The sequence below is a fragment of the Pseudoalteromonas sp. Cn5-37 genome, from assembly GCF_021532495.1.
GTDB lineage: Bacteria > Pseudomonadota > Gammaproteobacteria > Enterobacterales > Alteromonadaceae > Pseudoalteromonas > Pseudoalteromonas simplex.
On sequence record NZ_JAKGBA010000017.1, the window covers coordinates 56,999 to 80,086 of the forward strand.

The 23,088-nt window shown below is 40.4% G+C and carries 18 protein-coding genes; all 18 read left to right on the top strand.

The genetic code is table 11. The annotated features are described in order from the left end of the window. The first annotated feature begins 10 nt into the window (after nt 1-10). The 18 genes from tssF (at nt 11) to L1266_RS16360 (ending at nt 22,999) form a co-directional block, all read left to right on the top strand. On the top strand, nt 11-1,729 hold the full coding sequence (tssF, locus tag L1266_RS16275) for a type VI secretion system baseplate subunit TssF (protein WP_054554065.1): 1,719 nt from the start codon (nt 11-13) through the stop codon (nt 1,727-1,729). Then, nucleotides 1,726-2,706, top strand: a complete 981-nt coding sequence (tssG, locus tag L1266_RS16280) for a type VI secretion system baseplate subunit TssG (RefSeq protein ID WP_235377918.1) — start codon at nt 1,726-1,728, stop codon at nt 2,704-2,706. Before tssF ends, tssG begins: the two co-directional genes overlap by 4 nt. A gap of 27 nt (nt 2,707-2,733) precedes the next feature. Next, the gene (gene tssH, locus L1266_RS16285) at nt 2,734-5,472 is read left to right on the top strand and encodes a type VI secretion system ATPase TssH (protein ID WP_235377919.1); all 2,739 of its coding nucleotides are present in this window, start codon (nt 2,734-2,736) and stop codon (nt 5,470-5,472) included. 21 nt (nt 5,473-5,493) lie between these two features. Further along, nucleotides 5,494-7,515: a type VI secretion system Vgr family protein gene (locus L1266_RS16290; protein WP_442960611.1), complete on the top strand. Its 2,022-nt coding sequence runs from the start codon at nt 5,494-5,496 to the stop codon at nt 7,513-7,515. Nucleotides 7,516-7,530: 15 nt separating this feature from the next. Further along, on the top strand, nt 7,531-7,947 hold the full coding sequence (locus L1266_RS16295; protein WP_055197332.1) for a hypothetical protein: 417 nt from the start codon (nt 7,531-7,533) through the stop codon (nt 7,945-7,947). Next, nucleotides 7,874-9,106 carry a hypothetical protein gene (locus L1266_RS16300; protein WP_235377921.1) on the top strand — a complete coding sequence of 411 codons (1,233 nt, stop codon included), beginning with the start codon at nt 7,874-7,876 and terminating at the stop codon, nt 9,104-9,106. The genes L1266_RS16295 and L1266_RS16300 overlap by 74 nt, the downstream gene beginning before the upstream one ends. Next, a complete protein-coding gene (locus L1266_RS16305) occupies nt 9,096-10,127 on the top strand; it encodes a DUF2169 family type VI secretion system accessory protein (RefSeq protein WP_235377922.1) in 1,032 nt (343 codons plus the stop codon). The genes L1266_RS16300 and L1266_RS16305 overlap by 11 nt, the downstream gene beginning before the upstream one ends. Then, nucleotides 10,117-11,025 (top strand): hypothetical protein, encoded by a 909-nt coding sequence (locus L1266_RS16310; protein ID WP_235377923.1) that lies wholly within the window; start codon nt 10,117-10,119, stop codon nt 11,023-11,025. Before L1266_RS16305 ends, L1266_RS16310 begins: the two co-directional genes overlap by 11 nt. After that, nucleotides 11,013-12,038: a DUF4150 domain-containing protein gene (locus L1266_RS16315; protein WP_055197323.1), complete on the top strand. Its 1,026-nt coding sequence runs from the start codon at nt 11,013-11,015 to the stop codon at nt 12,036-12,038. The genes L1266_RS16310 and L1266_RS16315 overlap by 13 nt, the downstream gene beginning before the upstream one ends. After that, nucleotides 12,035-15,892, top strand: coding sequence for a toxin VasX (locus L1266_RS16320; RefSeq protein ID WP_235377924.1), 3,858 nt, complete (start codon nt 12,035-12,037; stop codon nt 15,890-15,892). The genes L1266_RS16315 and L1266_RS16320 overlap by 4 nt, the downstream gene beginning before the upstream one ends. Before the next feature lie 81 nt (nt 15,893-15,973). After that, nucleotides 15,974-17,170, top strand: a complete 1,197-nt coding sequence (locus L1266_RS16325) for a dolichyl-diphosphooligosaccharide--protein glycosyltransferase subunit 2 (protein WP_235377925.1) — start codon at nt 15,974-15,976, stop codon at nt 17,168-17,170. A gap of 92 nt (nt 17,171-17,262) precedes the next feature. Beyond that, nucleotides 17,263-17,619, top strand: coding sequence for a hypothetical protein (locus L1266_RS16330; protein WP_235377926.1), 357 nt, complete (start codon nt 17,263-17,265; stop codon nt 17,617-17,619). Beyond that, nucleotides 17,583-18,326: a hypothetical protein gene (locus tag L1266_RS16335; protein ID WP_235377927.1), complete on the top strand. Its 744-nt coding sequence runs from the start codon at nt 17,583-17,585 to the stop codon at nt 18,324-18,326. Before L1266_RS16330 ends, L1266_RS16335 begins: the two co-directional genes overlap by 37 nt. A gap of 40 nt (nt 18,327-18,366) precedes the next feature. Further along, nucleotides 18,367-18,543 (top strand): hypothetical protein, encoded by a 177-nt coding sequence (locus L1266_RS16340; RefSeq protein WP_199529348.1) that lies wholly within the window; start codon nt 18,367-18,369, stop codon nt 18,541-18,543. A 125-nt stretch (nt 18,544-18,668) separates the two neighbouring features. Beyond that, a complete protein-coding gene (locus L1266_RS16345) occupies nt 18,669-19,871 on the top strand; it encodes a hypothetical protein (RefSeq protein WP_235377928.1) in 1,203 nt (400 codons plus the stop codon). 92 nt (nt 19,872-19,963) lie between these two features. Further along, on the top strand, nt 19,964-21,031 hold the full coding sequence (locus L1266_RS16350) for a hypothetical protein (RefSeq protein WP_235377929.1): 1,068 nt from the start codon (nt 19,964-19,966) through the stop codon (nt 21,029-21,031). Between the two features lie 30 nt (nt 21,032-21,061). Continuing rightward, the gene (locus L1266_RS16355; RefSeq protein WP_235377930.1) at nt 21,062-22,132 is read left to right on the top strand and encodes a hypothetical protein; all 1,071 of its coding nucleotides are present in this window, start codon (nt 21,062-21,064) and stop codon (nt 22,130-22,132) included. Nucleotides 22,133-22,489: 357 nt separating this feature from the next. Then, nucleotides 22,490-22,999 carry a hypothetical protein gene (locus tag L1266_RS16360; RefSeq protein WP_235377931.1) on the top strand — a complete coding sequence of 170 codons (510 nt, stop codon included), beginning with the start codon at nt 22,490-22,492 and terminating at the stop codon, nt 22,997-22,999. Nucleotides 23,000-23,088 lie beyond the last annotated feature (89 nt).

Sequence of the window (23,088 nt, forward strand, 5' to 3'; positions counted from 1 at the left end):
GGATAGTTCAATGCAACAGTATTTTGATGCACAAATGCGCTTATTAACCCAAGCCGGCAAACAGTTTGCTCAGCATTACCCTGAGCACGCAGGCATGTTAAATATCGATGCGCTAAAAGATCGTGACCCCCATATTGAACGACTACTAGAAGGTGTTGCCTATTTAACTGCGCATACGCAAAAGCGCTTAGATGAGTCTGTTCCTGAGGTATCAGAGCAAGTGCTGCGTCAGCTATGCCCTATATTATTGAGCTATTACCCATCAAGCACGGTTGTAAAGTTTAGCCCTAAGTTGGCAATGCAAAAATCACATCTTATTGAAAAAGGGCTGACGCTAAGCGCTGATAAGTCAGTGGTTGATAAAAAACATATCACCTTTACAACAACGCACGACCTACAAGTTAGTCCTCTTGATGTTGAGCATGTGCGTTATCAAGAGTCGCATTTAGGATCTGAGCTACGTATTGGCCTACGTTTTGTTTGCCAAGGTGAGCGCAAAAACTATGACCTTGCAAATTTACAGTTTTACTTACGTGGTGACACGCCTTTATGTAGTTCTTTGTTTAAGCTTTTAAAAACAGCAGAGCAGTATACAGAGCTTGATTTTGGCCCCTCGCATTTTGAACATAATAAAAAGTTAAAAGTAAAAGGTTGTAGTGCTACTTATTTAGATATAGATGGCGCTTTATTACCGCATGCAGAACAAAGCCATCCGGGCTATGCGCTGCTGTTAGACTACTTTAACGCGAAAGACCGTTTTTACTTTATGCGCTTTGATGGTTTAAAAGATCTGACCTTACCTGAGCATATCGATCGATTTGAGCTAGTGTTTAGAGGCAGTAGTAAATTACCACCGGGTCATCAATTAAGCCGCGACAATATTTTACTCAATTGCGTGCCAGCTATTAATTTGTTTGCACAACCTGCAGAGCCAATACGCATAGAGTCAAACCGCACTGATTACATGATCACCGCAGATCAAAACAGAACAGATCATATCTTCAGTTACACCGTTAATGAGGTTAAAGGACGCAACTCGTTAAGTGGCAAATCGTATGATTATACCCCCAGATATCAAAGCGTGTTTGAAGATGAAAAGAAACTGTTTACCGTTTTAACGAAAGATGTGGGCGGGGCTGCGCCGTGCCACTATTTACAGCTGCCATTTAACCTTGAAGAAGAAAAAGAAACCTTATCGGTTGATTTAACCGTTTTTAATGCTGGTTGGCCAAGGCAGTTACTCCAAGAGGGCGATTTAAACATTGGCGGTCCAGATATGCCAAGCATTGCCAATGTAGAAAATGTAATTCGCCCGACTAACTATTTGCCATGCCCTGAACAACCAAAGCATTGGCAGTTAATAAGCCTATTAAATGTGAAGTTTTCACAGATTACACAAGTCACCGAATTAAAACGCTTACTGGTATTATTTGATTGGTCACAAAAAGCTGAAAACCGATTACGTATTGATAGCATTCAAAAAATTACCGCAACACCGATTAGTCAAATTAAGCGTGGCATTTTTATTAAAGGTGTTGATGTACTGATTGATATTGATGAAAGCAAATTTGTTTGTGATGCCGACTTATATCATTTTTGCAATATGCTGCATCAATTCTTTTTAATGTATGCGCCAATTAACGAGAGCGTGCAGACCCGAGTCAATGCGATTCCGAGTTATAAAACCCACTGCTGGGAAATTGAACCGGGCAAGAGTTATCAGTTATGAATATGCACGAGTCAATAAATCACCCTGTTTGGGCAAAGTTACCTGAACCAATAGAAAAGCTGATTGCAGCTCCTTGGCAGTTTAATTTGTTTAAGGCGATGAGCCTAATTGAAAAACATTGGGCAACCCCTTTAGAACTTGAAAAAGGGATTAGCGAGCGAGTTATCTTTAAGCCTTATAAAGAGCTTGGCTTTCCTGCCACTGATGTACGTAGCTGCGAATTAGATAACCTTGGTCGTGGCCGATTAAGCTTATCGACATCATTTTTAGGCTTGTATGGTGTAGATGCACCTATGCCACATTATTTACTCGAGCAGGCGGCAAGTGATCAAGAAAGTGGGGGCCGAGTAAGGCAGTTTTTAGACATGTTTAATCATGTGCTTTATTGCCAATTGTTTCAAGCATGGAAAAAGTCGCACATCAATGTTGAAGGCCGTGGTGCAGAGCAATTCGATCATTTAATTGAAGCCATCTTATCAACCAAAACTGAGCAAAAAGTTCAGTGCGGTATCGCCAGTTTAAAACAAACCAGCGCTGCGGGTTTAGCGCAATTACTTCGCCACTCACTAGAGGTTGATCAACTGACTGTGGATGACACCCGAGCAAATTGGCAACAAATCGACTCGCCAAGTTCATTTGGTCAAGATCAACAGATGGTGTTAGGCGAGTCAGCGGTTCTTGGTGAGCGCGTATTAGTCAGTGGTAGCGTACTGACCATAGTGATTGGTCCTGTGGACTCTGACACCGCGATAGCGCTTAATCCTCAGCACTCACAAGGCAAAAAAATGGCTGCCATGTTAAGCACTCATTTACCTAGTAATGTGCAATGGATTTGTCAAATTAAGGTGGCTAATCAAGCAGTAACAGAGCAAGCCTTAGGGCAAAACGATTTGCTACTCGGTCACAACTCTTATTTAGGCTGCGCTGAAGCAAATATCAGCGTGCACAGTTACACACATCAACAATATCAACATTAAAAGTAATCAGGATTTAAGGAAAACAACATGGATGCAAAAGGCATAAAGCAGCTTATCGACAAACTAAATGGCCATACTGCAACAGCACTTGAGTCAGCGGCAGGGTTTGCAAGCAGTCGTAGTCACTATGAAGTGTTACCTGAACATTTATTAATTAAGTTGATGGAAGAAGGTAGTAACGGCGATTTAGAGCATATTTTTCACTTTTTTAATATTAATCAAGACGCAGTGTGGCATGAGCTGCTCGACTTTTTAAACCGCCAACCTGCGGGTAACCAGAGTAAGCCGGTTTTTTCTCGTCGACTTTATGAGTGGCTTGAGCGAGCTTGGTTAAGTGCAAATGTACAGCACAAAAGTGACTGGATCACCGGCGCTACGTTGATTGATGCCTTAACTGAGTTATTGCCATACAGCCCTGTACTGCAATTGCCTGCGTTACTTGAAAAAATTGACGCCCGTTTTATGGCTGAAAACCTCGATAAGCTTTGCCAAAACTCAAGTGAGCGATTAAATCCACAGGCAAAACAAAGTGCTCAGCATACTGCTGCTGATCAGCAAAGTAGTCAAGGTGGTGCCCTTGATGAGTATTGTGAAGACCTTACCGAGAAAGCAAAACAAGGCAAAATTGACCCAGTGCTTGGTCGCAATGACGAAATTCGCATGATGGTTGATGTGCTTTGCCGTCGTCGTAAGAACAACCCAATTTTAGTGGGTGAGCCAGGGGTAGGTAAAACGGCAGTAGTTGAAGGATTTGCTCAGCGTATTGTTGATGGTCAGGTTCCTGATGATCTTAAAGGTGTACGATTACTGGTGTTAGATATGGGCCTATTGCAAGCCGGTGCAGGGGTTAAAGGTGAATTTGAACGCCGTTTAAAAACAGTGATCGATGAAGTAAAAAACTCAACCACCCCTATCATCATGTTTATTGATGAAGCCCACACGTTAATTGGTGCTGGTGGCGATGCTGGTATGAGTGATGCGGCTAACTTGCTAAAGCCTGCGCTTGCCCGAGGTGAGTTACGCACAGTCGCTGCAACCACGTGGAGTGAATACAAAAAATACTTTGAGCGAGATGCTGCACTTGAGCGCCGTTTTCAACTTATTAAAGTTGATGAGCCAACTGAGCAAGCAGCTCAGCTAATGTTAGCGGGTTTGAAAGATAAGTATCAACAACATCACAACATTCAAATAACTGATGATGCTATAGAAGCTGCAGTGGTCTTGTCGTCACGTTATATCACGGGTCGTCAACTACCAGATAAAGCCATTGATGTGCTAGATACCGCTGCGGCAAGAGTTCGAATGTCGTTTGCGACCGATCCTGCAGCCATTGAAGCTGAGCGTGAGCACATTAATTACCTTGAAACACGTATCCAAAGCATTGCAGCAGAAAGCGAGCAAGGCTTGGCGGTTGATATGGACAAGTTGCTGCACTTACAACAAGAACTAAATGCAGCGCAGAGCAATTTAGCAACATTGACGAGTGCGCGTGAGTCACAAATTTCGACATTAGGCCAAATCAATGAGTTTAAGCAAGCTAATTCGCAAAATGAATTAGATAGCTCTGTGTTACTTAACTTACGACAAACGCTAAAAGAGCAGAACACCCAAGATAATGGCCTTTACAGTGAAGTTGATGCCGATGCCGTCGCGCAAATTATTTCGCAGTGGACAGGCGTACCTGTTGGCGCGATGGTGAAAGACCAAATAACCAATTTGATTACCCTTGAAAAAGCCATAAGCCAAGAAGTGATCGGTCAGCAGTCAGGCATTGCGAAAATTGCCCAAACGTTGCGCGTAAGTAAGGCAGGTATAAGCAATGAGTATGGGCCGCTTGGCGTGTTTTTATTAGCTGGCCCTTCTGGGGTGGGTAAAACCGAAACAGCACGATGTTTAGCTAAGCAACTATTTGGTGGTGAAAAGTTTTTAACCACCATAAACATGAGCGAGTATCAAGAAGCGCATACAGTATCGCAGCTTAAGGGTTCGCCACCGGGATACGTTGGCTATGGCGAAGGCGGGGTATTAACAGAAGCTGTAAGGCAGCGTCCGTACTCGGTAATTTTACTCGATGAAGTAGAAAAAGCGCATAAAGACGTACTAAACATGTTCTACCAAGTTTTTGAGCGTGGCAGTATGCGCGATGGCGAAGGTCGCGAAATCGATTTTAAAAATACCGTGATCATCATGACCTCAAACTTAGGATCTGCAGAGCTTATTGATGCTTGCACGCCACCTAATGTCATTGATTTAACTGAACCGACTGACGATGAACATGCCGACATTGAAAATCAAGACCAAATCAATGCAGCATTGAATAATGAACAAGCCCCTTTGAATGAAGACGGCAGCCCATGGCAAGTTCCTTCAATTACAGCACTAACAGAGCTAATTAAGCCGCAGTTACTACAATTTTTTGCCCCAGCACTGTTAGCGCGTATGCAAGTTATTCCTTATTTAGCGCTCGATAAAGAGGCACTGCAATCTATTGTCAGTTTAAAACTAGACGGTATTGCCAAGCGGTTAGCGAATAATCACAAAATGCAGCTACGTGTTGATGAAACCGTACTTAACAAACTGACCGAACAGTGCCAGTTATCAGACAGTGGTGCGCGCATGGTAAATGCGGTGATAGAGCAGCAAATATTGCCAGGCATTGCTAAATCAATTTTAGAGTTTATGGCAGAGGATGACATGCCAGATATTCTCACTCTAGCTGTTGATGAGAATGATGAAATTACCGCAACCTTTGCGGACCAAGCATAAAGGATTTGAACAATGGGATTCATGGATAGCCTTAATGAACTAAAAGCCAACACCAGTCATTTTAGTGTCAGCGTGCAAGGGTTACCGGATGGCATGGTTTCGGTGACCGATTTTGAATCAAGCAATGACAGCCTATGTGAAGACTTTGCTTTTTCTATTCAAGTGTTAAGTCAAGAGCACCTCAGTGCCGAGATGCTGTTAGGTAAAGATGCCAAGCTCAATTTAGTGTGGTCAATGAGCGACCGCACGATTTCTGGGATCATCAGTGCTTTTATTGCTCATGGGCAAAGCCATCAGGGTTATCACTATACGCTGACCATGAGTTCTTATTTAACCTTGTTGAAGCACCAACACTCTAACCGTGTTTTCACCATGATGGATCCAGCAGCCATAGTAAAAAGCGTATTTACTAAAGCTGGTTTTCCAATGCAAAAGTTTAGTATTCAAGCGTCGGGCCCAACCCTTGAAATGACGGTTCAATACAACGAAACAGACTATGAGTTTGTTACACGTTTGATGCGTAAGTATGGCTTTGTGTATGGTTTTGTAGAGCAAACAGGGGGTGATTGCACCTTCAAAGTATGTAATAGCAGTAAAGACTTTTCGTCCTTGTGTGATGATGTAAGCCTGAGCTATGTGCCGCCATCAGGGCAAGTTCGAAATAGCGAAACCATTTTTGCAATAAGCCGTAAAGCACAGTTGCATCCACAAAGTGTGTCGCTTAATGATTACAACTACAAAGCCCAAGGTAACTTAAATGTGTCGACCGCAAATAATACCAGTTACCCAGGGTTTGGTGATGATAGTCATTATGCAGATAACTTTCCTAATGCCAATATAGGTAATTCGCTGGCTAAAGTACGCCAACAAGCCTTTGATTGTCAGCGTGAACAATTAATTATTGATACTGATTGCCGTGCCTTAAGGCCCGGTATGTTGTTGACAGTGTATGACCACCCTGATCATAAAGGGCTGTATTTAATTACGCGTGTTGATCACAAAGGCAGTCAATCTGCAGCAGTAGAGTATGGCTCGCAAGTTAAGGGGTTAACCTATAAAAACCAAGCTTATTTATTGCCTGCATCCGTTGAGTTTAGAGCAGAGCTGTCTCCTGCTCGTCGTGTATTTGCAACATTTAATGCCACCATTGAGCAAGAGGTTGACGACGATGGCAATTACTTAGTGCGCTTACCGTTTAACCAAGACGGCGAAGGCCAAGAAAGCCGCCCAACGCGCTTACTACAGCAGTATGGTGGCAGTGGCCATGGTATGCATTTTCCGTTAACGACGGGCACCGAAGTGTTAGTTACCGGTGAAAATGGCGACCTAGATAGGCCGATTATTTTAGGCGCGCTTTATAATCAGAGCTGCCCGAACCCGGTTACCAGCCAAAATCCGACAGAGAATAAGCTTGTCACCCGTGCTGGGCATAGCTTGATCATGGATGACAAAAGCGGTGAAGAAAAAATTAGCCTTGCTAATAAAGAAAATAAAAACCAATTGTTGTTAGATGCAACCGAGAATGCCCATCAAGCAACACTCAAGTCAGTGGAAGGTGACGTCAAAATTTCAGCCAAAGAGAACCTTCAGTTTGTAGCTGAGAATGACGCCATTTTTACCGCTGCCAACGATTTTACTAATCGTGTAGAGAACACCCTACAAGTTCAAACACGTGAGGGTGATATTAAGGTAACAGCTGCGGCGGATTTAACATTAAAGTCTGATGCCGATACTCGTATCGAAGCGACTGATGGCAGTAGCGAACTGAAAGCAGCGCAAGAGCTTAACTTGCAAAGTGAGCAAGATTTTAGTGTCTACTCGGTCGATGGCAACCTTGAATTTCAAGCGCCAAATGGTGATTTGAACCTCTCAAGCGGGGCAAATATCACCATCAAAGGCGAAGGTGGAGGTTCGATCCAGCTCAGCCAAGGTGGTGCAAGTGTAGAGATTGATGCCGCGGGTAATTTAACTATCGATGCCACCAACATCACTCTATCGGCTAGAAACATTGCTATTAAAGGCAATGCAATAAGTAATAACTAATTTCAAGGACTGAAAATGACAGCCACAGTAACTCAGTTATTTGATCAGCAACAAAGCCTTGCAGAGGTCAGTGAAGTGTCACCTCAGGGTAAAGCTTTGAGCGTGGTTATTAATCACATTCGTTACGATGTTGCTTTACAAGCTGCCCATGTATCGTGTTGCAAAATAGGTAGCCAAGTTGTGGTGCTACACAGTGAGCAAGGTGTGATTGTAACGGCACTTTTAGCCGCACCTGAACAATCTCCGGCGGCTCACATTAGCAACGAAGCAGGGCATATTATTATTGCCGCAGAGCAAAGCGTTAGCTTGCAAACCGCCAAGGGCAGCATCGAAGTATTTGCCGATGGCACTATCGTGCTTGAAGGCGAAGATATTACTGCAAATAGCCAACAAGACCTTACTTTGGCAGGTTGGCCGATTAGGCTTAATTAATATGTTTGCAGCGGTTTCTAAGTTAAAACAGCATCAACAGCGTGTTACTACCTTAATGGCGCACCGTGAAAAGCTCCTTGCGTCAGGGGCGTATAGTCTTGCAAGGCAAAAAGTGTTAGAGCATCAAGTGCTTAATCATCTTTATGTGCTGGCATCGCTTAAGCAGCAGTCACCGTGCGACTACTTCAATGGGAACAGCTTTAATGACCTTGCTGAACTTAGTTGTGATGATTTTTGTGAGATCGCGTTAGCGAGCGACCAGCACGCCATTTTTGCCCTTTGTGCAACACGTTTAATGGCTGCACCAGAACAAGACAACAGTGATTATTTTTTAGCGCTTAAAAAGCAGCAAGCTCTGCCTGTTTATACTTTGTTATCGCAGCAACTTAGGTATTGGACTATCCCAGAACAAAAAGCACTCAGAGCCACAGTGCTAGAGGGTAAAGAGTCATTACCGCAGCAGCTTAAAACTATTTTGTTTTCGCAGCCTTTAAATGATGCCGAGTTACAACAAGCCCTCGCTCATGCTGATTTTACTTTGGTGTATGCCGCTTTAGTCAATTGCTATTGCCAAGGCGATAACAGCCTTAGTGATAAGTTGTTTAAAGTGTTTTCGAGTAGCAGTGAGCCTTCACAAAAAGCGCAGTTATTACAATTAGCGGGGCTGGTTGACGATAGTCGCTGGCATGAGCCGTGCGCTTTATTTTGTAAAGCGCACCCAGAATTTTGCCAAACCGTATTAAGCCACTTTGTGTATAAATCAGCGCTGGTATTGGTGATAGAGCTTATGGGCGTTGCGCAAACACAGCAAGCAGCTTATCAGGCTTGGCTAACGTTAACAGATAGACCACTTGCAAAGGCTGAAGCCTTAACACTGGTAAGTGCGCAAAATCAGCATCATGTGCAAGCCGGTATAAACTTGCATGATGCAGAGCATGTTAGGCAAGCACTGGCTTTAAGCAAAGGAGAGTGTGTTTTAAAAGGCGTGAGTTTTACAAAAGCGCAGCCAGAGCAAGGCTTAGCAGAATTGGCAGGCGAGATTGTACAGCGAGTATTTGCCCCTCAGTTTGAATTAACACTGGCCTGTGGCCTTTATCATACTCAGCAAACAGCAGTTCAGTGGCAAAAGTTAATAGCAGGAGCAAAGCATGCTGCATAACTTTACTCCTTGGCAAGCAAGCGTGTTTGAAGGTTGGCAAGCAGATGGCACTGCATCTCATGTTGTTTTGGTAAAACAGAGCTTTGAGTTTGATGAAAAAGGCAATACCAGCTTAATGGAACCGTGTGTTGAAATCGTCATGGCCGACGAATATAGCGGTGATCCGACTAGCGAGCCGCTGGTGGCAGTGAATGAACAAGTGGCATTTAAGCAAGGTTTCGAAGTGTATGGCAACTTTACTGCGTACCCGCCAAAGGGCAAAACTGCGCGTGTTATTGAGGTTGAGCTAGGTTTGGCAGCAAACGACACGCCAATAATTAAAAAGCGATTACGCCTTACTGGCGAACGTAAATGGCGCCGTTCACTGCTTGGCCCTGTCGCTACAGATCCTAGCCCAATTACGCCAACAGCTGTTTGCTATAGCCGTGCGTTTGGGGGCAAAGCACATCATGATCAAAGTGATTACAGCCTCGAAAATCCTATAGGTGTTGGCTTTAAACTGAAAAACAAGCACGCAGTAGGGCAGCCTTTACCTGCGATAGAGTATGCCAACGAGGTATTAAGAAAACCAAGTCATCAAGTAAGCGTTGCTGGCTTTTCGGCAATTCCGAGTCATTGGTCACCGCGTATAGAGTTAATGCCAGAGATTGACGAACAAGCGCTTATGGCTGGTAAATACCCGTTCAAAACGTCATTGGCTAGCAATTTTTACAACACAGCCCCAGCAGATCAACAAACAAAGCAAGTGTTTACAAAAGGCTGGGCGTTTTCGTTAAGCGGATTATATCCATTACAAGAATATGGTCAGCAACAAACTGTAGAGCTTCCTGTGCTTAAGCCAATAGTGCAAGTGGCTAATACGTTAACGAGGCATGATATCGACATGCACTGCGATACCTTAGTGATTGATTCGGACGCACAGTGCTTTTCGCTGTTATGGCGCGGGCATATCAACAGCGATAACGTAGCAAGTAGCAGCAATATAATCGTTGCTGAGCAAGGAGGTAAAGATGCAGTTTGATACTCTTTATCATGTTAATGCCGCGGGGTGCTATACCGAAAGCTTTTATACTTCAGTGGCAAACCAAATGTTATATTCAAAGCCAAGCAAAGCGCTGATCCGCTGCGATATTAGTTTAGATGCCCCTTATGTATTTGTAGAACTGACTGAGCTTGCTGGGTTTGATAGGCAAACTCGTTGCTTGCTAATTTTGTCTCATATTATTGAAAATATTGAGTTAAAAAAACTTTGTTGTTCATTTAGGGTCAATAAAGTTCAGTTTATATTACCGCACAACAGTAATGGCGAGCCGCTGATTGATGATGACACATTAAGTGAATTATTGACTGACGCAATGCCTGAGCAAACACCTGCCTTTGAACAGGTAAGCGATTGGCAGCTCGAAGCAACCGACCTCGATACCCTCGTAGTTGCCGTTGATTCGTGTAATGATTTTGAATACGTGTCTGAGCAAGCCAAACACCACACAGTACAAGTTGTAAATGGCCCTAGCGGCGTAATTAATGGCGAAGGTGGCTATGCATTGTTGGTACACAGACACGGTTGTTTAAAAGCCACGACTTTTGATGAGTCAATGCCTACTCAGCTTAAAAGCGCAAACATACAGGTTAGTGACTCCTTTATTTTTGCTGGCATGCAGTCGTATGAATGGCAAAAACAGTGGTTTAGTTATACCCAAAAGCACTATAAAAATGATGACGAACTAATAGAGTTTGCCGAACTAAATACCGTACTAGGTTATCAAGGTGTGGCAAACCAATCTGCTGCATTTGCATTAGCTGGAAGCTATTTGCATAACCCGCTGATGGCTGACACTGAACACGTTTTTGTGGTGTTCAATCAGCCAAATGAACAGCTATTTAAGATTTCAAGGAGTGAAAGCGAATGTCATATATAAATGCCATGGCTGGCAAAGAATCAGGCAGCGTACAATACGACATAGACGCACTCACTGCTGACGTACGAAGCGGCGGCAGTGTTACATGGCGCCATAATAACCCGACATTACTTGGTCTAACCAATAGTGCACGCAGCAACGGTGCACTCGGCAAAGCCAATGGTATTGCCATTTTTTCAGACCGCTCTGAAGGCGAATCTGCTTTTTTAGATGAAATTGCCAGACCTAAGTACCGAGAGCATACACTTGGTGAACTGGTTAATCGGTTTATTCCTGATTACATTATTCCGCCACCACAATGGGATAACGAGAAAAACCAGCCAATTTTGCCGTGGAACGAACCGCAGACTAATATGGACGTTAACAAACCAATCGATAACCCTCGTGCCTTTTTAGATTTAGTGTCGAATCATTTAGGTTGGCAAGCAGGTACAGAGCAGCAATTAGTTAAAGATACAGAATCAGAGGCACCGCAAACCGCAACAGTCTCAGGGCAAAATGTACTTATTAATGGCCGTACCGCTGTGCATCAAGATAGCGGTGGTAAGTTAACAACAATCGATGTGTGTTTAACCACAATTGGCACCAGCGTTGTGCCTATTCCCTACGGCAATAAAGCCCAATCAAGTGATGTTACCTCTGTCGCCAGTTCAGTCAAAGTGAATGGTCAAGGTGCTGCGAATGTAAAAAGTTACTTTTCTCAAAGCTCGGGTGACTCTCCAGGTGATAAAAAAGGTATCGCTAGCGGAACGAACGACGGTAAAGCCGAATTTATCATGGGGTCATTTAACGTAATGATTGAAGGAAAACCAGCGGCTCGCCAAGGCGACCCGATGATATCAAATAATAAAAATACCCCACCCATGCCACTTATGCAGTCTGGCGGCCCTGCACCAAGGGGGCTAAGAGTACAAGTTAGGGATAGTTTGCAAGCTGAAAATGCAGGGAAGAAGATCATAGTTAAATTATCTGGAGCAGAAAAGCTAGACGAAGATGGGGTAAATATCCAATGAGTGATTTAAGTGTCGCAGACAAAATCAATATAAAAAATGCCCACAGAGAACTTATTTTTGAACGCCAATCAGATGGTACGAAAAATGTATCACTGATGGTTAAAGATGAGTCAGTTGATAGAAGTCAAAAAGGTTTTTACAAAATTCCTTTGTATAAAGTGGATGCAAAAGAAGAAAGTGATAATACAGCTGATATTGAACTGGTTCATATATTCCCCATTAGGTATGCACATCCTGCTGATGAAATAGATAATCATAAAACGAATCTTAGAGATGGTTACTTATACATTTTTGTTGATGGTCATTTATGGCGTGAACTCAAGGTTACAACTGAGCAAAACGTGACACGTTTTAATGATGTTAATCTTGCGTGGCAAAAAGGCATCATGACGTGGAAGCAAAATAAAGGTTACAGAGATGCAACGGGCGAAGAACTCAAAACAGTTATTGTGCCTTATAAACTTAATGGGCAAACCTGTGAGGTCCAAGTAGCTTATTCAGAAGTGCAATGGTCTTGGAAGCAAATAGAGCTTTTTGGTGGCCTTAACCCTGAAGATCCAAGATTAAATTATGGCGAGCCAGTAAAACCCGGTGATAATAATAGTGATGCGCAAATATTACGAGGTGATAGGCTTTTCACATTAGATAAACTCGGCGATTTTGAACAAGGTTATAATAGCGCCAAGCTACCTAAGCATGTTGTGCTTGATGTTGTTAATCAAGCGGGTGTGTATTGTCCAGTTATTCCTGACCAGATAGGCAAAGTTCGCCAAGCTGCAGCGGATATTACATTAACGCGTTCAGTTATTAGTTCACTGCCAATAGAACAAGTTGCAAATGGACAAATGGTGACGAGTGTAGCTGAACTCACAAAAGAACAAAGGGGGCAGCTTGAATTAGCATCGTTTGTTCAACAAACCTTTTTTGCTTTTCCACAGTCTGTTTCAGATAAGTTAGCAACTTTTGGTGAAGACAGTGTTTCTGAACAAGAGCAAGATATCGCTGCTGATTATAAAAAATGGGTAGATAACAAATTTGATAAAACTGCTTTCAGAAAATTTTTAGCTACAGCAAAAGTGTTCGAGTTAGGCGAATATATCAATGAATTAAGAGCCAATGTAAAAGATATAATAGAGGACGAAGATAGCGCCTCTAGTTTTTATCAATGTACAAGGGATTATGCATATCACACGGGCAATCGAAGGCTCGATATGTATCAACTAATGTGCGATGTATTAGCCCCACTTAAAGATTTAACGGCAGACTTGCTTCGTTCAAGTGTAGTGTATGAAAAAGACGCACAAAAGCTTAAGCAAATAGACAGTAATGACTTAGGCCAGCATATCATTTTAAAAGTGTTAGGTACCCACCCTGAAGATACTAGTAATCGTGAAAACTTATTAAAATTACACAAGTTACTTTTTCCTGACGAAAAGTGCAGTAACCCAGGCTTAACCGACTACTTAAATTTTAGAGACCCTGACGACCCTAAAAATATCGATTTTGATATGGATGAGTTTTATGCCCTTGAGAGCAACGACGATGGGCTAGATGGCTATATTGAAGGTGATTTAACGCAAGTATTTAGGCGAAGCAGTCAAGCTGTATGGGGCTTTTTTAATATTATTATGGAAGTCCCCTCTGCTACATATTCAATGTCTCAAGGTAGCGGAACTATTAAAGATGTGTTTACTGCTCGCATGCAAAAGCAATCGAGCTTACAGCAAGAAAGTAATAAGGTTCAGCGGCAAATAAAGAATTTAGAAGTACAGATAGAAAATAAACAAAATGAAATTAAAAGTTCTGAAAAATCACGTAATGAGCTAATTCAAGAAGCGCGTAATCAAGGGGTTGATGGCGATGACATCACCGAGCAATTAAACAGGCAACTAAAACAAAAAAATAAAGAATTAGAACATTACAAAACATTGCTAAAACAAGCAAAAACAAAAAGTAGTGTTACCCGCGCGCATTTATCAACCCTGAAAAGTGTTGGGCTAGACATGCTTAATAGTGAGGCACGTATTAAGTCAGTTGCGATGTCGTACAACCCGTATCAAAAAATAATGCATTTAGCGCATATGATCTCAGACGACTTGCTTGTTGAGATAGATATTGATGTAAACGACTATTATCAAGGCAACTTGCCCGATTCAGTTGTGCCGCTTAATTTTGACAGCCGTGCAAAGCGAGCTGAGCAACGCATTTTAGAGTTTAATAAAATAACCGAAGGCATAGATGAAGCATTAAGCCAAGGCAGTTACCCTGGTAATGGTGGAACGCGCCCAATCGTTAAACTTAAAGTTAACGATAAAGTAACCATACCCGCTCGGTTAGACCTTATTACCAGTTTAGATGGCGCTTTAAATGAACTTGAGGCTATGGTTACTAAGCAATATTACCAAGCAAACAGCGCCAGAAAAAAAGTAATAAAAAAAATGGTGGCGCTTGATAGAAGTAAGCTAACAGCTTTAGAAGAAGCAGAGAAAAAATTAGAAAGTGCTTTAGATGATGTTGAAAATAAACTACTTAAAACTGATTGGGATTTAGCTGGTTATAAAGATCATAATAAGTCTCTCAAAAAATACGCACAAACAGCATTTGGTAAACAGCAACAGGGTAAAGTAGGCTCAGCCAGTATTGGTGTATTGCCGTTTGTTTCTGGCTTAGAGGCCATTAACTTTTATACCGTAATAACGGGTGATGGCATTAGTGCCATGGATAAAGCATCGGCAGTATTAGATTTACTTGATGTGATGGTGAATATAGGTAAAGACCTTGTTGAGCGTCGTTATGGTATGCCAAGCTCTGAGCAGTTAAAACTTTTCTCCAAAAACAAAGTGCCAGCTAGTGAGTTTACTAAAAAAATACTCAGAGGAAGAGTCAGTGTAATTACCGCGAAAGTAATATTGTTTTACGCCGCCAATGCAGCGACATTGCTTGCAGGTGCGATTAGTACCTATGTGGCTGTAAGAGATGCTGTTAATGAATATAACAAGGGTAATGTAGGTCTAGCTACGGCTAACTCTATTATGGCGTTAGGTTTTTTAAGTATGACCGCAGCCTCGGGCATTGCTATTGTCACTAAAGGGGCATCTGCCTTAATTGCCGTTTTTGGTATAGCAGGCTTAGTGATCATTCTTATTGCAGCAGGGCTTATTTATTATTTCAGTGAGTCAGAGGTTGAAGCTTGGTTGCATGCCTGCCCGTGGGGTAAGGCAGCTTTTATTAATGATGGTTCAACAAGTGTGCGAGCAGAACAATGGCGAAATCGCCCTGATTTAGCACTTCTTGATGTATACAACGTACTTTACAAGCCTTATACAAAAGTCATTGCAAATGAACACGCTAAAACAGTCTCAATGGGCTTAACGGCTCCCGTAGCTGCAGTAAAAGAAGGTGTTGACACAAAAGTTAGTTGGCGAATGCTTCCTCCTGATAAGGGGATGCTAAATTATTACGCTGCATCATTACTAACTGATTATGACACAAGGCTAGCAAGATACAGCAAGTATAAGCACTTTACTGAAATTCCATTAGATTCGGTTATTTTCCTTAAAAGTATGTGGGCGTTGCAACCTGCTCGAACGGGTTGGCAGGCCGAAATAAATAATCACATTTTGTTAGCAGAGCTTGGTTTAAAACCTGGCGATCAAATAGAGCTTAAATTAGAAGCCACTGTTTATCCTGATGGTAGAGGACAATCTACTATTCAAGGCTTTAATAGTATTTATGGTTTACCAATCGAATATTACAAAGAAGGTGAAAAGCCAGGGTTCTTCTCTTGGGGGGATGATCGTAAGTTCAGCCATCGCATTGGCAAAGAAACTAGCAAAGCCATTATTCATTTATAAAAGCTAAATTATAAAAATCTAAGCTTTAATAAATTGAGTTGTAAAAAACACATAAGAAGTGCAGCAAATAAAGGAGTAACAATGAGTAGTGATGATAAAAACTCATTAAAATCAAACGCATTGGATGATTTAATTGATAATCTTATTAGTGATGAGGAGCTTGAGCGCTATATTGCTGAACAAAACGACGGCTTAACTAATGAAGAACGAGAAAAAATTAAAAGAGAAAACCGTATTAACGCAATTAACCAGTGGTGCGCCGAAAACCCTGGCAGAGACCCAACAAGAGCAAAAGATAAAACTATCAAACAGCTCGCCTTAGATGAAGAAGCTGAGGTGCGATTAGAAGAATTTAGAAGAGATAACCCCGAAAAAGCTGCAGAAAATAGAAGGAGAGCCGAGAACAGAAGTAAATACCGTAAGGATAGACAAACCTATAACGAGCAACTGCCAAGAGACTATTTACATCAAGACAGTTATGAAACGCGATTAAAAAAAGCAGAAGCACTCAATGGCTGCAGCTTTAAAACTCGTACCTTTAAAAGTAAGCGTTTTACTGATCAATATGCAGCAGAGCTTGAATCTCCTAATCGTGGCTCAACACTTGAGGGACATTGGGTAGAGAATGATGGTAAGCAGTTGGCTATTTCATGGTTTGGAGGCTGGTCAAATTTATTTACTGCTCTAAGTTTCCTGTTAATGGTCGCTGCAGTTATGTTTTTTTTCGTTGATTTGGTTGTTATTGGTTTTGTATGGGGCGACTATCGATGGGTGCCATTTGCTATATATGCACCTATGTTTATCGTCGGTTTTTATATGCTGAAACATCGAGCCATATTAGCGCACCGAGATAATTTTTACTTTAATCGCCATACAGGCCTTGTAAAAACTCCGCATACCTTGTTTAGAAAACCGTTTTATTTACCTTACGAAGACATTGTTTGCTATGGCGCAAATCAACGTAATGTCGGTTCAGCCCGTGGTGGCTCACGTGTATTTGTATCACTCATGGTGCCGTTAAAATACCCTAAACATTATCGCTTCACTAAGCCCACTTTTTATGTAGGTGGTTCAAATCGTGAATGGGATTCACTGGCATACGCCACAGCCATGACCTTTATGGATACATCCATCCCACTTGGTACTCACTTATATCAATCGATAGAGCATTACTTCAAAATTGATAAAGACATAACCGAAAAACATGGATTCCCTGAGGAGTTAAAACCTTATTTAGATCCAGTCGATTGCCAAGTAAATAGAGAAGCCGTGTGGTAGTGAAGCTAGTTTGGTTTGTATTTACGCAAAGGAGTGGTGCCGAACTGTAAATAAATAGTTAGTAATACAGTTCGGTAATAAGGAAGTTGAATATGCTTGAGCAATACGCAGAAACCGCTTATCGCGGTAAACAAGCTGCAAAATTTAGAAATGAAATCGCAACAGGTGAACGTGATTCAATGTATTGTCGCTATCAAAGTAAACAAGAGCTATTTCCCAGGGGTAATGTATTTGGGCATTGTTATGATAGTTATCAAAGCGCTGCGTTTAAGTACAATTTATCTGGTAAAGCAGAGCACTATAGAAATGTCCTTGGTTGCACGCCAAACATTCTAAGCCTATCAACAATTGGTAGGAAAGTGTCTGATATATTATTACTGATTTGGGTTTGTATTCACTTAACTATTCTCTTATGTCTTTTTTTATTCCAGTATTTTTATATCTTTTAGGTAATGAAAAACAAGGCACTCTTGCACTTTGCTATATATTTTTAATGTGGGTATTCTCTAAATTTTTTAATTTAACGATATTGAAGTTAATAAGGAAAAAGGTCAAAGCTTCAAGAGTTAACTTTGAGCGTACGAAAGGTCTCGTTTGGATGGATAATAATCGCGGAAGCCATTCTTTGAAATTTCCTTTTGAAGAGTTTAACGCTCACTATAAAGTCCAAAACAACCCTCAAAGCGGCTTTCCATATAGGGGATTTACACTATTACATTTCAAAAAAGACGTTTTTTATGCTTGGACAGGTGCTAATTTAATTAGCTCTGCATTTTTACATTGGGAGCTATTGCAAAATTTTATGGATGTTACTCAGCCATTAGCTGATATCCCACAATTTGAATATTATCGAGAGTTTGATAAAACAACCGCAGAGTTTGATAAAGCGAATGGTCGTCCAAAATATTTTTGGTATCGGGTTGATAAATCATTTTTAAAGCAAATGACCCAAGCAGATGATGAACTTTTAAAAGAATTTAATGATGATGAGCAACTAGATAATTTACTGATGGGTAAACCAATCAAAAAGCTCAAGCCACCTGAAATTTTTAAGTTTCCTTGGAAATACGCAGAAAATATAAAACCAGAAAGTGAGATTAAGTTTGGCAAAACAGCGTGGCAAAAATTCACTTCGTTTTTAATGATTGATTTATAAAAACTGACTGTTAGGGCAACATTGAAAGATAAGGATATCAATGTCTATTTCGTATAGATTCGCAAAAATGAATGCCAGCGCAATCGAAGTGTCACAAAAATTTAACCAGTGTATCGCTCCTAAGAAGTTTGAATATAGCTCACTAGCCACCTTAAACGCTGGGCAAACAAAGAAATCACTAAGCCATGGGAAAAATGGCCAATCGACGAAAGCTTAAATCAGCCTGATACAGCGCCTTATTGGAAGCGATTAACAAAAACCTTATTAAGACAAGTAGCAGTGGGTGTTTAGGGTCTGAGATATTTAAAGTGGAATGGTTAAAAACAAGGAATGTAGATAGCAATGACTATGAGTAGTGATGATAAAAGCTCAGTAAAATCAAGCAATCTGGATGATTTAATTGATAACCTTATTAGTGATGAGGAGCTTGAGCGCTATATTGCTGAACAAAACGACGGTTTAACTCATGAAGAACGAGAAAAAATTAAAAGAGAAAATCGTATTAACGCAATTAACCAGTGGTGCGCCGAAAACCCTGGCAGAGACCCAACAAGAGCAAAAGATAAAACTATCAAACAGCTCGCCTTAGATGAAGAAGCTGAGGTGCGATTAGAAGAATTTAGAAGAGATAACCCCGAAAAAGCTGCAGAAAATAGAAGGAGAGCCGAGAACAGAAGTAAATACCGTAAGGATAGACAAACCTATAACGAGCAACTGCCAAGAGACTATTTACATCAAGACAGTTATGAAACGCGATTAAAAAAAGCAGAAGCACTCAATGGCTGCCGCTTTAAAACTCGTACCTTTAAAAGTAAGCGTTTTACTGATCAATATGCAGCAGAGCTTGAATCTCCTAATCGCGGCTCAACACTTGAGGGGCATTGGGTAGAGAATGATGGTAAGCAATTGGCTATTTCATGGTTTGGAGGGTGGTCTAACTTATTTACAGCACTTGGCTTTTTCTTTGAAACACTCGCTTTTATGGTTTTCTTATTTCATGTATATGCGTTAATTGCGAATGGGTTTGAATACTTTTGGATAATGGCCTCAATCTATGTGACGCTCTTTGGTTTGGGTTATTTCACTTTAAAACACCGTGCTATATTAGCGCATCGAGATAATTTTTACTTTAATCGCCATACCGGCCTTGTAAAAACTCCGCATACCTTGTTTAGAAAACCGTTTTATTTACCTTATGAAGACATTGTTTGCTATGGCGCAAATCAGCGTAATGTCGGCTCAGCCCGTGGTGGCTCACGTGTATTTGTATCACTCATGGTGCCGTTAAAATACCCTAAACATTATCGCTTCACTAAGCCAACATTTTATGTAGGTGGTTCAAACCGTGACTGGGATTCACTAGCATACGCCACGGCCATGACCTTTATGGATACATCCATCCCGCTTGGTACTCACTTATATCAATCGATAGAGCATTACTTCAAAATTGATAAAGACATAACAGAAAAACATGGATTCCCTGAGGAGCTAAAACCTTATTTAGATCCAGTCGATTGCCAAGTAAATAGAGAAGCCGTGTGGTAGTGAAGCTAGTTTGGCTTGTATTTACGCAAAGGAGTGGCGCCGAACTGTAAATAAATAGTTAGTAATACAGTTCGGTAGTAAGGAAGTTGAATATGCTTGAGCAATACGCAGAAACCGCTTATCGCGGTAAACAAGCTGCAAAATTTAGAAATGAAATCGCAACAGATGAGCGTGATTCTATGTATTGCCGTTATCAAAGTGAGCAAGCTATTTACCCTAGGGAGAACTTATTTGGATATTGCTTTGATAGCAGTCAGATGAGTTATTATAAAGGGAATATTAATGGTCAAACAGACTATGATCGCTCAATTTTAACTAAAGGAAAAAATAAGTTGACGTTGGCCTTAATTGCAAATGCTACAAATATTATTGGTTTGACGAACTTTACTTGGGCGATGCTACATTTATTCTTTGTTTTTTTTATGTTTATTCTACCCTTATTTTCCCTTGCTTTAGGGGCATATGAACTTGCATTTGATTTTTTTATCATTCTTTTAAGTTGCTGGGGGGGATCTAAATTAATTAGCTTGCTAATTTGGCCTTTTTTTCGTTTCAAATTTAATCTAGCCACAATTTTTAACCGTAAAACGGGTATGGTTGAAGTACCGACTAAGAATGCAAAAAATTTTGATACACTCCCTTTTGAAGAGTTCAATGCTCACTATAAGGTAGCCCATAATCCTAAAAGTGGTTTTGCTAATAGAGGCTTTACATTACTGCATTATAAGAAAAACATTCGTTATGAACAGACTTATAGTAACCAAATAGCCTGTGCTTTTTTGCACTGGGAGTTATTGCAAAATTTTATGGATGTTACTCAGCCTTTGGCCGATATCCCGCAATTTGAATATTATCGAGAGTTTGATAAAACAACCGTAGAGTTTGATAAAGCAAACGGTCGTCCAAAATACTTTTGGTATCGTGTTGATAAATCTTTTTTAAAAAAGATGAGCCAAGCAAAAGACGAGCAATTAAAAGAGTTTAATGATGACGAGCAACTAGATAATTTACTGATGGGTAAACCAATCAAAAAGCTCAATCCACCTGAAATCTTTAAGTTTCCTTGGAAATACGCAGAAAATATAAAACCAGAAAGTGAGATTAAATTTGGCAAAACAGCGTGGCAAAAATTCACTTCGTTTTTAATGATTGATTTATAAAAACGACTAGGCTGGTTAAGAAAGTTGAATATGTATAAAGATTATCTAGAGGGTTGTTATAAAGGTCTTAAAAGAAAATTGATAGAATCTGAAGGTTTAACAAATGAAAGAGAATCTTACTTTTGTAAAGAACAAAGCAAGATGCCTATTTTTCCAAAAGAACAATGCGTTATGAATGCTTGGAGTGACTTTCAATTAGAGAGTGATCGGCTTAATAGAAATGGGGAATCAATTAGAGCTTATAATACTATTGCAAAAGACAATACACACCTAAAACTAGGTATTGGTGGAACCCCAACTAACTGGAAAACCTCTTTAATTGTAGCTTGGATATATATACATTTATCTGTAATCTTTTTATTAATCAGTATGCCACTGTTAGCATGGTTACTTGGAAATGAGAAGCTTAGTTTTGATCTCATAAAAATTTGTTTATTAGTTTGGCTAATTTCAAAGTTAGTTAGTATTTTTTTAAGAAAAAGTCGATTATTTAAAAAATTAAAATTACAAACATTTTTTAATCGATCAAGTGGTAATATTGAGGTTCCTAGCTCAGATGGTAAAGAGTTAATTGGCTTAAAATATGATGAATTTAATGCACACTATCGTGTCGTGCATAACCCTAATAGTGGCTTCCCATTTAGAGGCTTTACACTACTGCATTATAAAAAAGATGAACTGTTTGATTATACAGGCCCAACTTATATTTATGATGTGTTTTGTGAGTTGGAACTGATTGAAAATTTCATGGATACCACAAAACCTTTAGCTGATATCCCACAATTTGAATATTATCGAGAGTTTGATAAAACAACCGCAGAGTTTGATAAAGCGAATGGTCGTCCAAAATATTTTTGGTACCGTGTTGAGCGCAAGTTCGCTAAACAAATGAACAAAGAAGCCCTGAAGTTAAGTAAAGAGTTTGATAATGAGGAGCAACTAGATAATTTACTGATGGGTAAACCAATCAAAAAGCTCAATCCACCTGAAATTTTTAAGTTTCCTTGGAAATACGCAGAAAATATAAAACCAGAAAGTGAGATTAAATTTGGCAAAACAGCGTGGCAAAAATTCACCTCGTTTTTAATGATTGATTTATAAAAACGACTAGGCAGGTTAAGAAAATTGAATATGTATAAAGATTATCTAGAGGGTTGTTATAAAGGTCTTAAAAGAAAATCAGATAGAATCTGAAAGTTTAACAAATGAAAGACATAACAGAACAGCACGGATTCCCTGAGGAGCTAAAACCCTATTTAGATCCTACAGATTGCCAAGTGAATAGAGAAGCCGTGTGGTAGTGAAGCTTTATTAAGACAAATAGCAGTGGGTGTTTGATGTTGAAATAACATCAACACTTATTTACAACGAAAGTCTAACGTTACCGGTAGATTTTGATGCGTTTGAAAAGCCAATTGAAAATGTCTCACCTGATTTAGCAATTGCATAAGGAAAGTAATGCAAAACAATGACTACTTAACTGTTGATATCATGCCTAAAAAAACGAGATTTAATCGTTTTTTTTACCCTGAGAGATTAAATGGTCTTAAGAAGAAGTTCAAAGGCTTATGCTATTTATATGATTTACCTGCAAGAAAGCAAACAGTAATTCAAAAACATCCAGAGCGATTTAAAATAGAAATGTGTGGGAATAGTCCTACTCGAGCTTTGCTTTTTGGTCCTATGGCTATTGGTGGAGTTCTGAGCTTTGTTACTTTTATCAGCATCTTATCGCTACCTATTTATGAAGAAGGTGAAAATTTTCAATGGTGGATCCCAATCTTAAGCTTTTCTTGGAACTTGTTTTTTCTTAATTTATTGCCAATAACAGAGAGTTATATCCCCAAAAAACAAATCTACTTTGATAGAAAAAAACAGTTAGTCGGCTTTACTTATGACATACCTGGATGTGAAGAGCGCGATGAACTGGGCCCGAATTCAGATAATAAGTGCACCACTCATGGTTAAACGGTGAGAAGAGATCAACTGCCTGTTGGTGGTACTCTATCGTCGCCAAACAAACAGAAGCATTTACCATGAGTTACAAGCAGTTGATC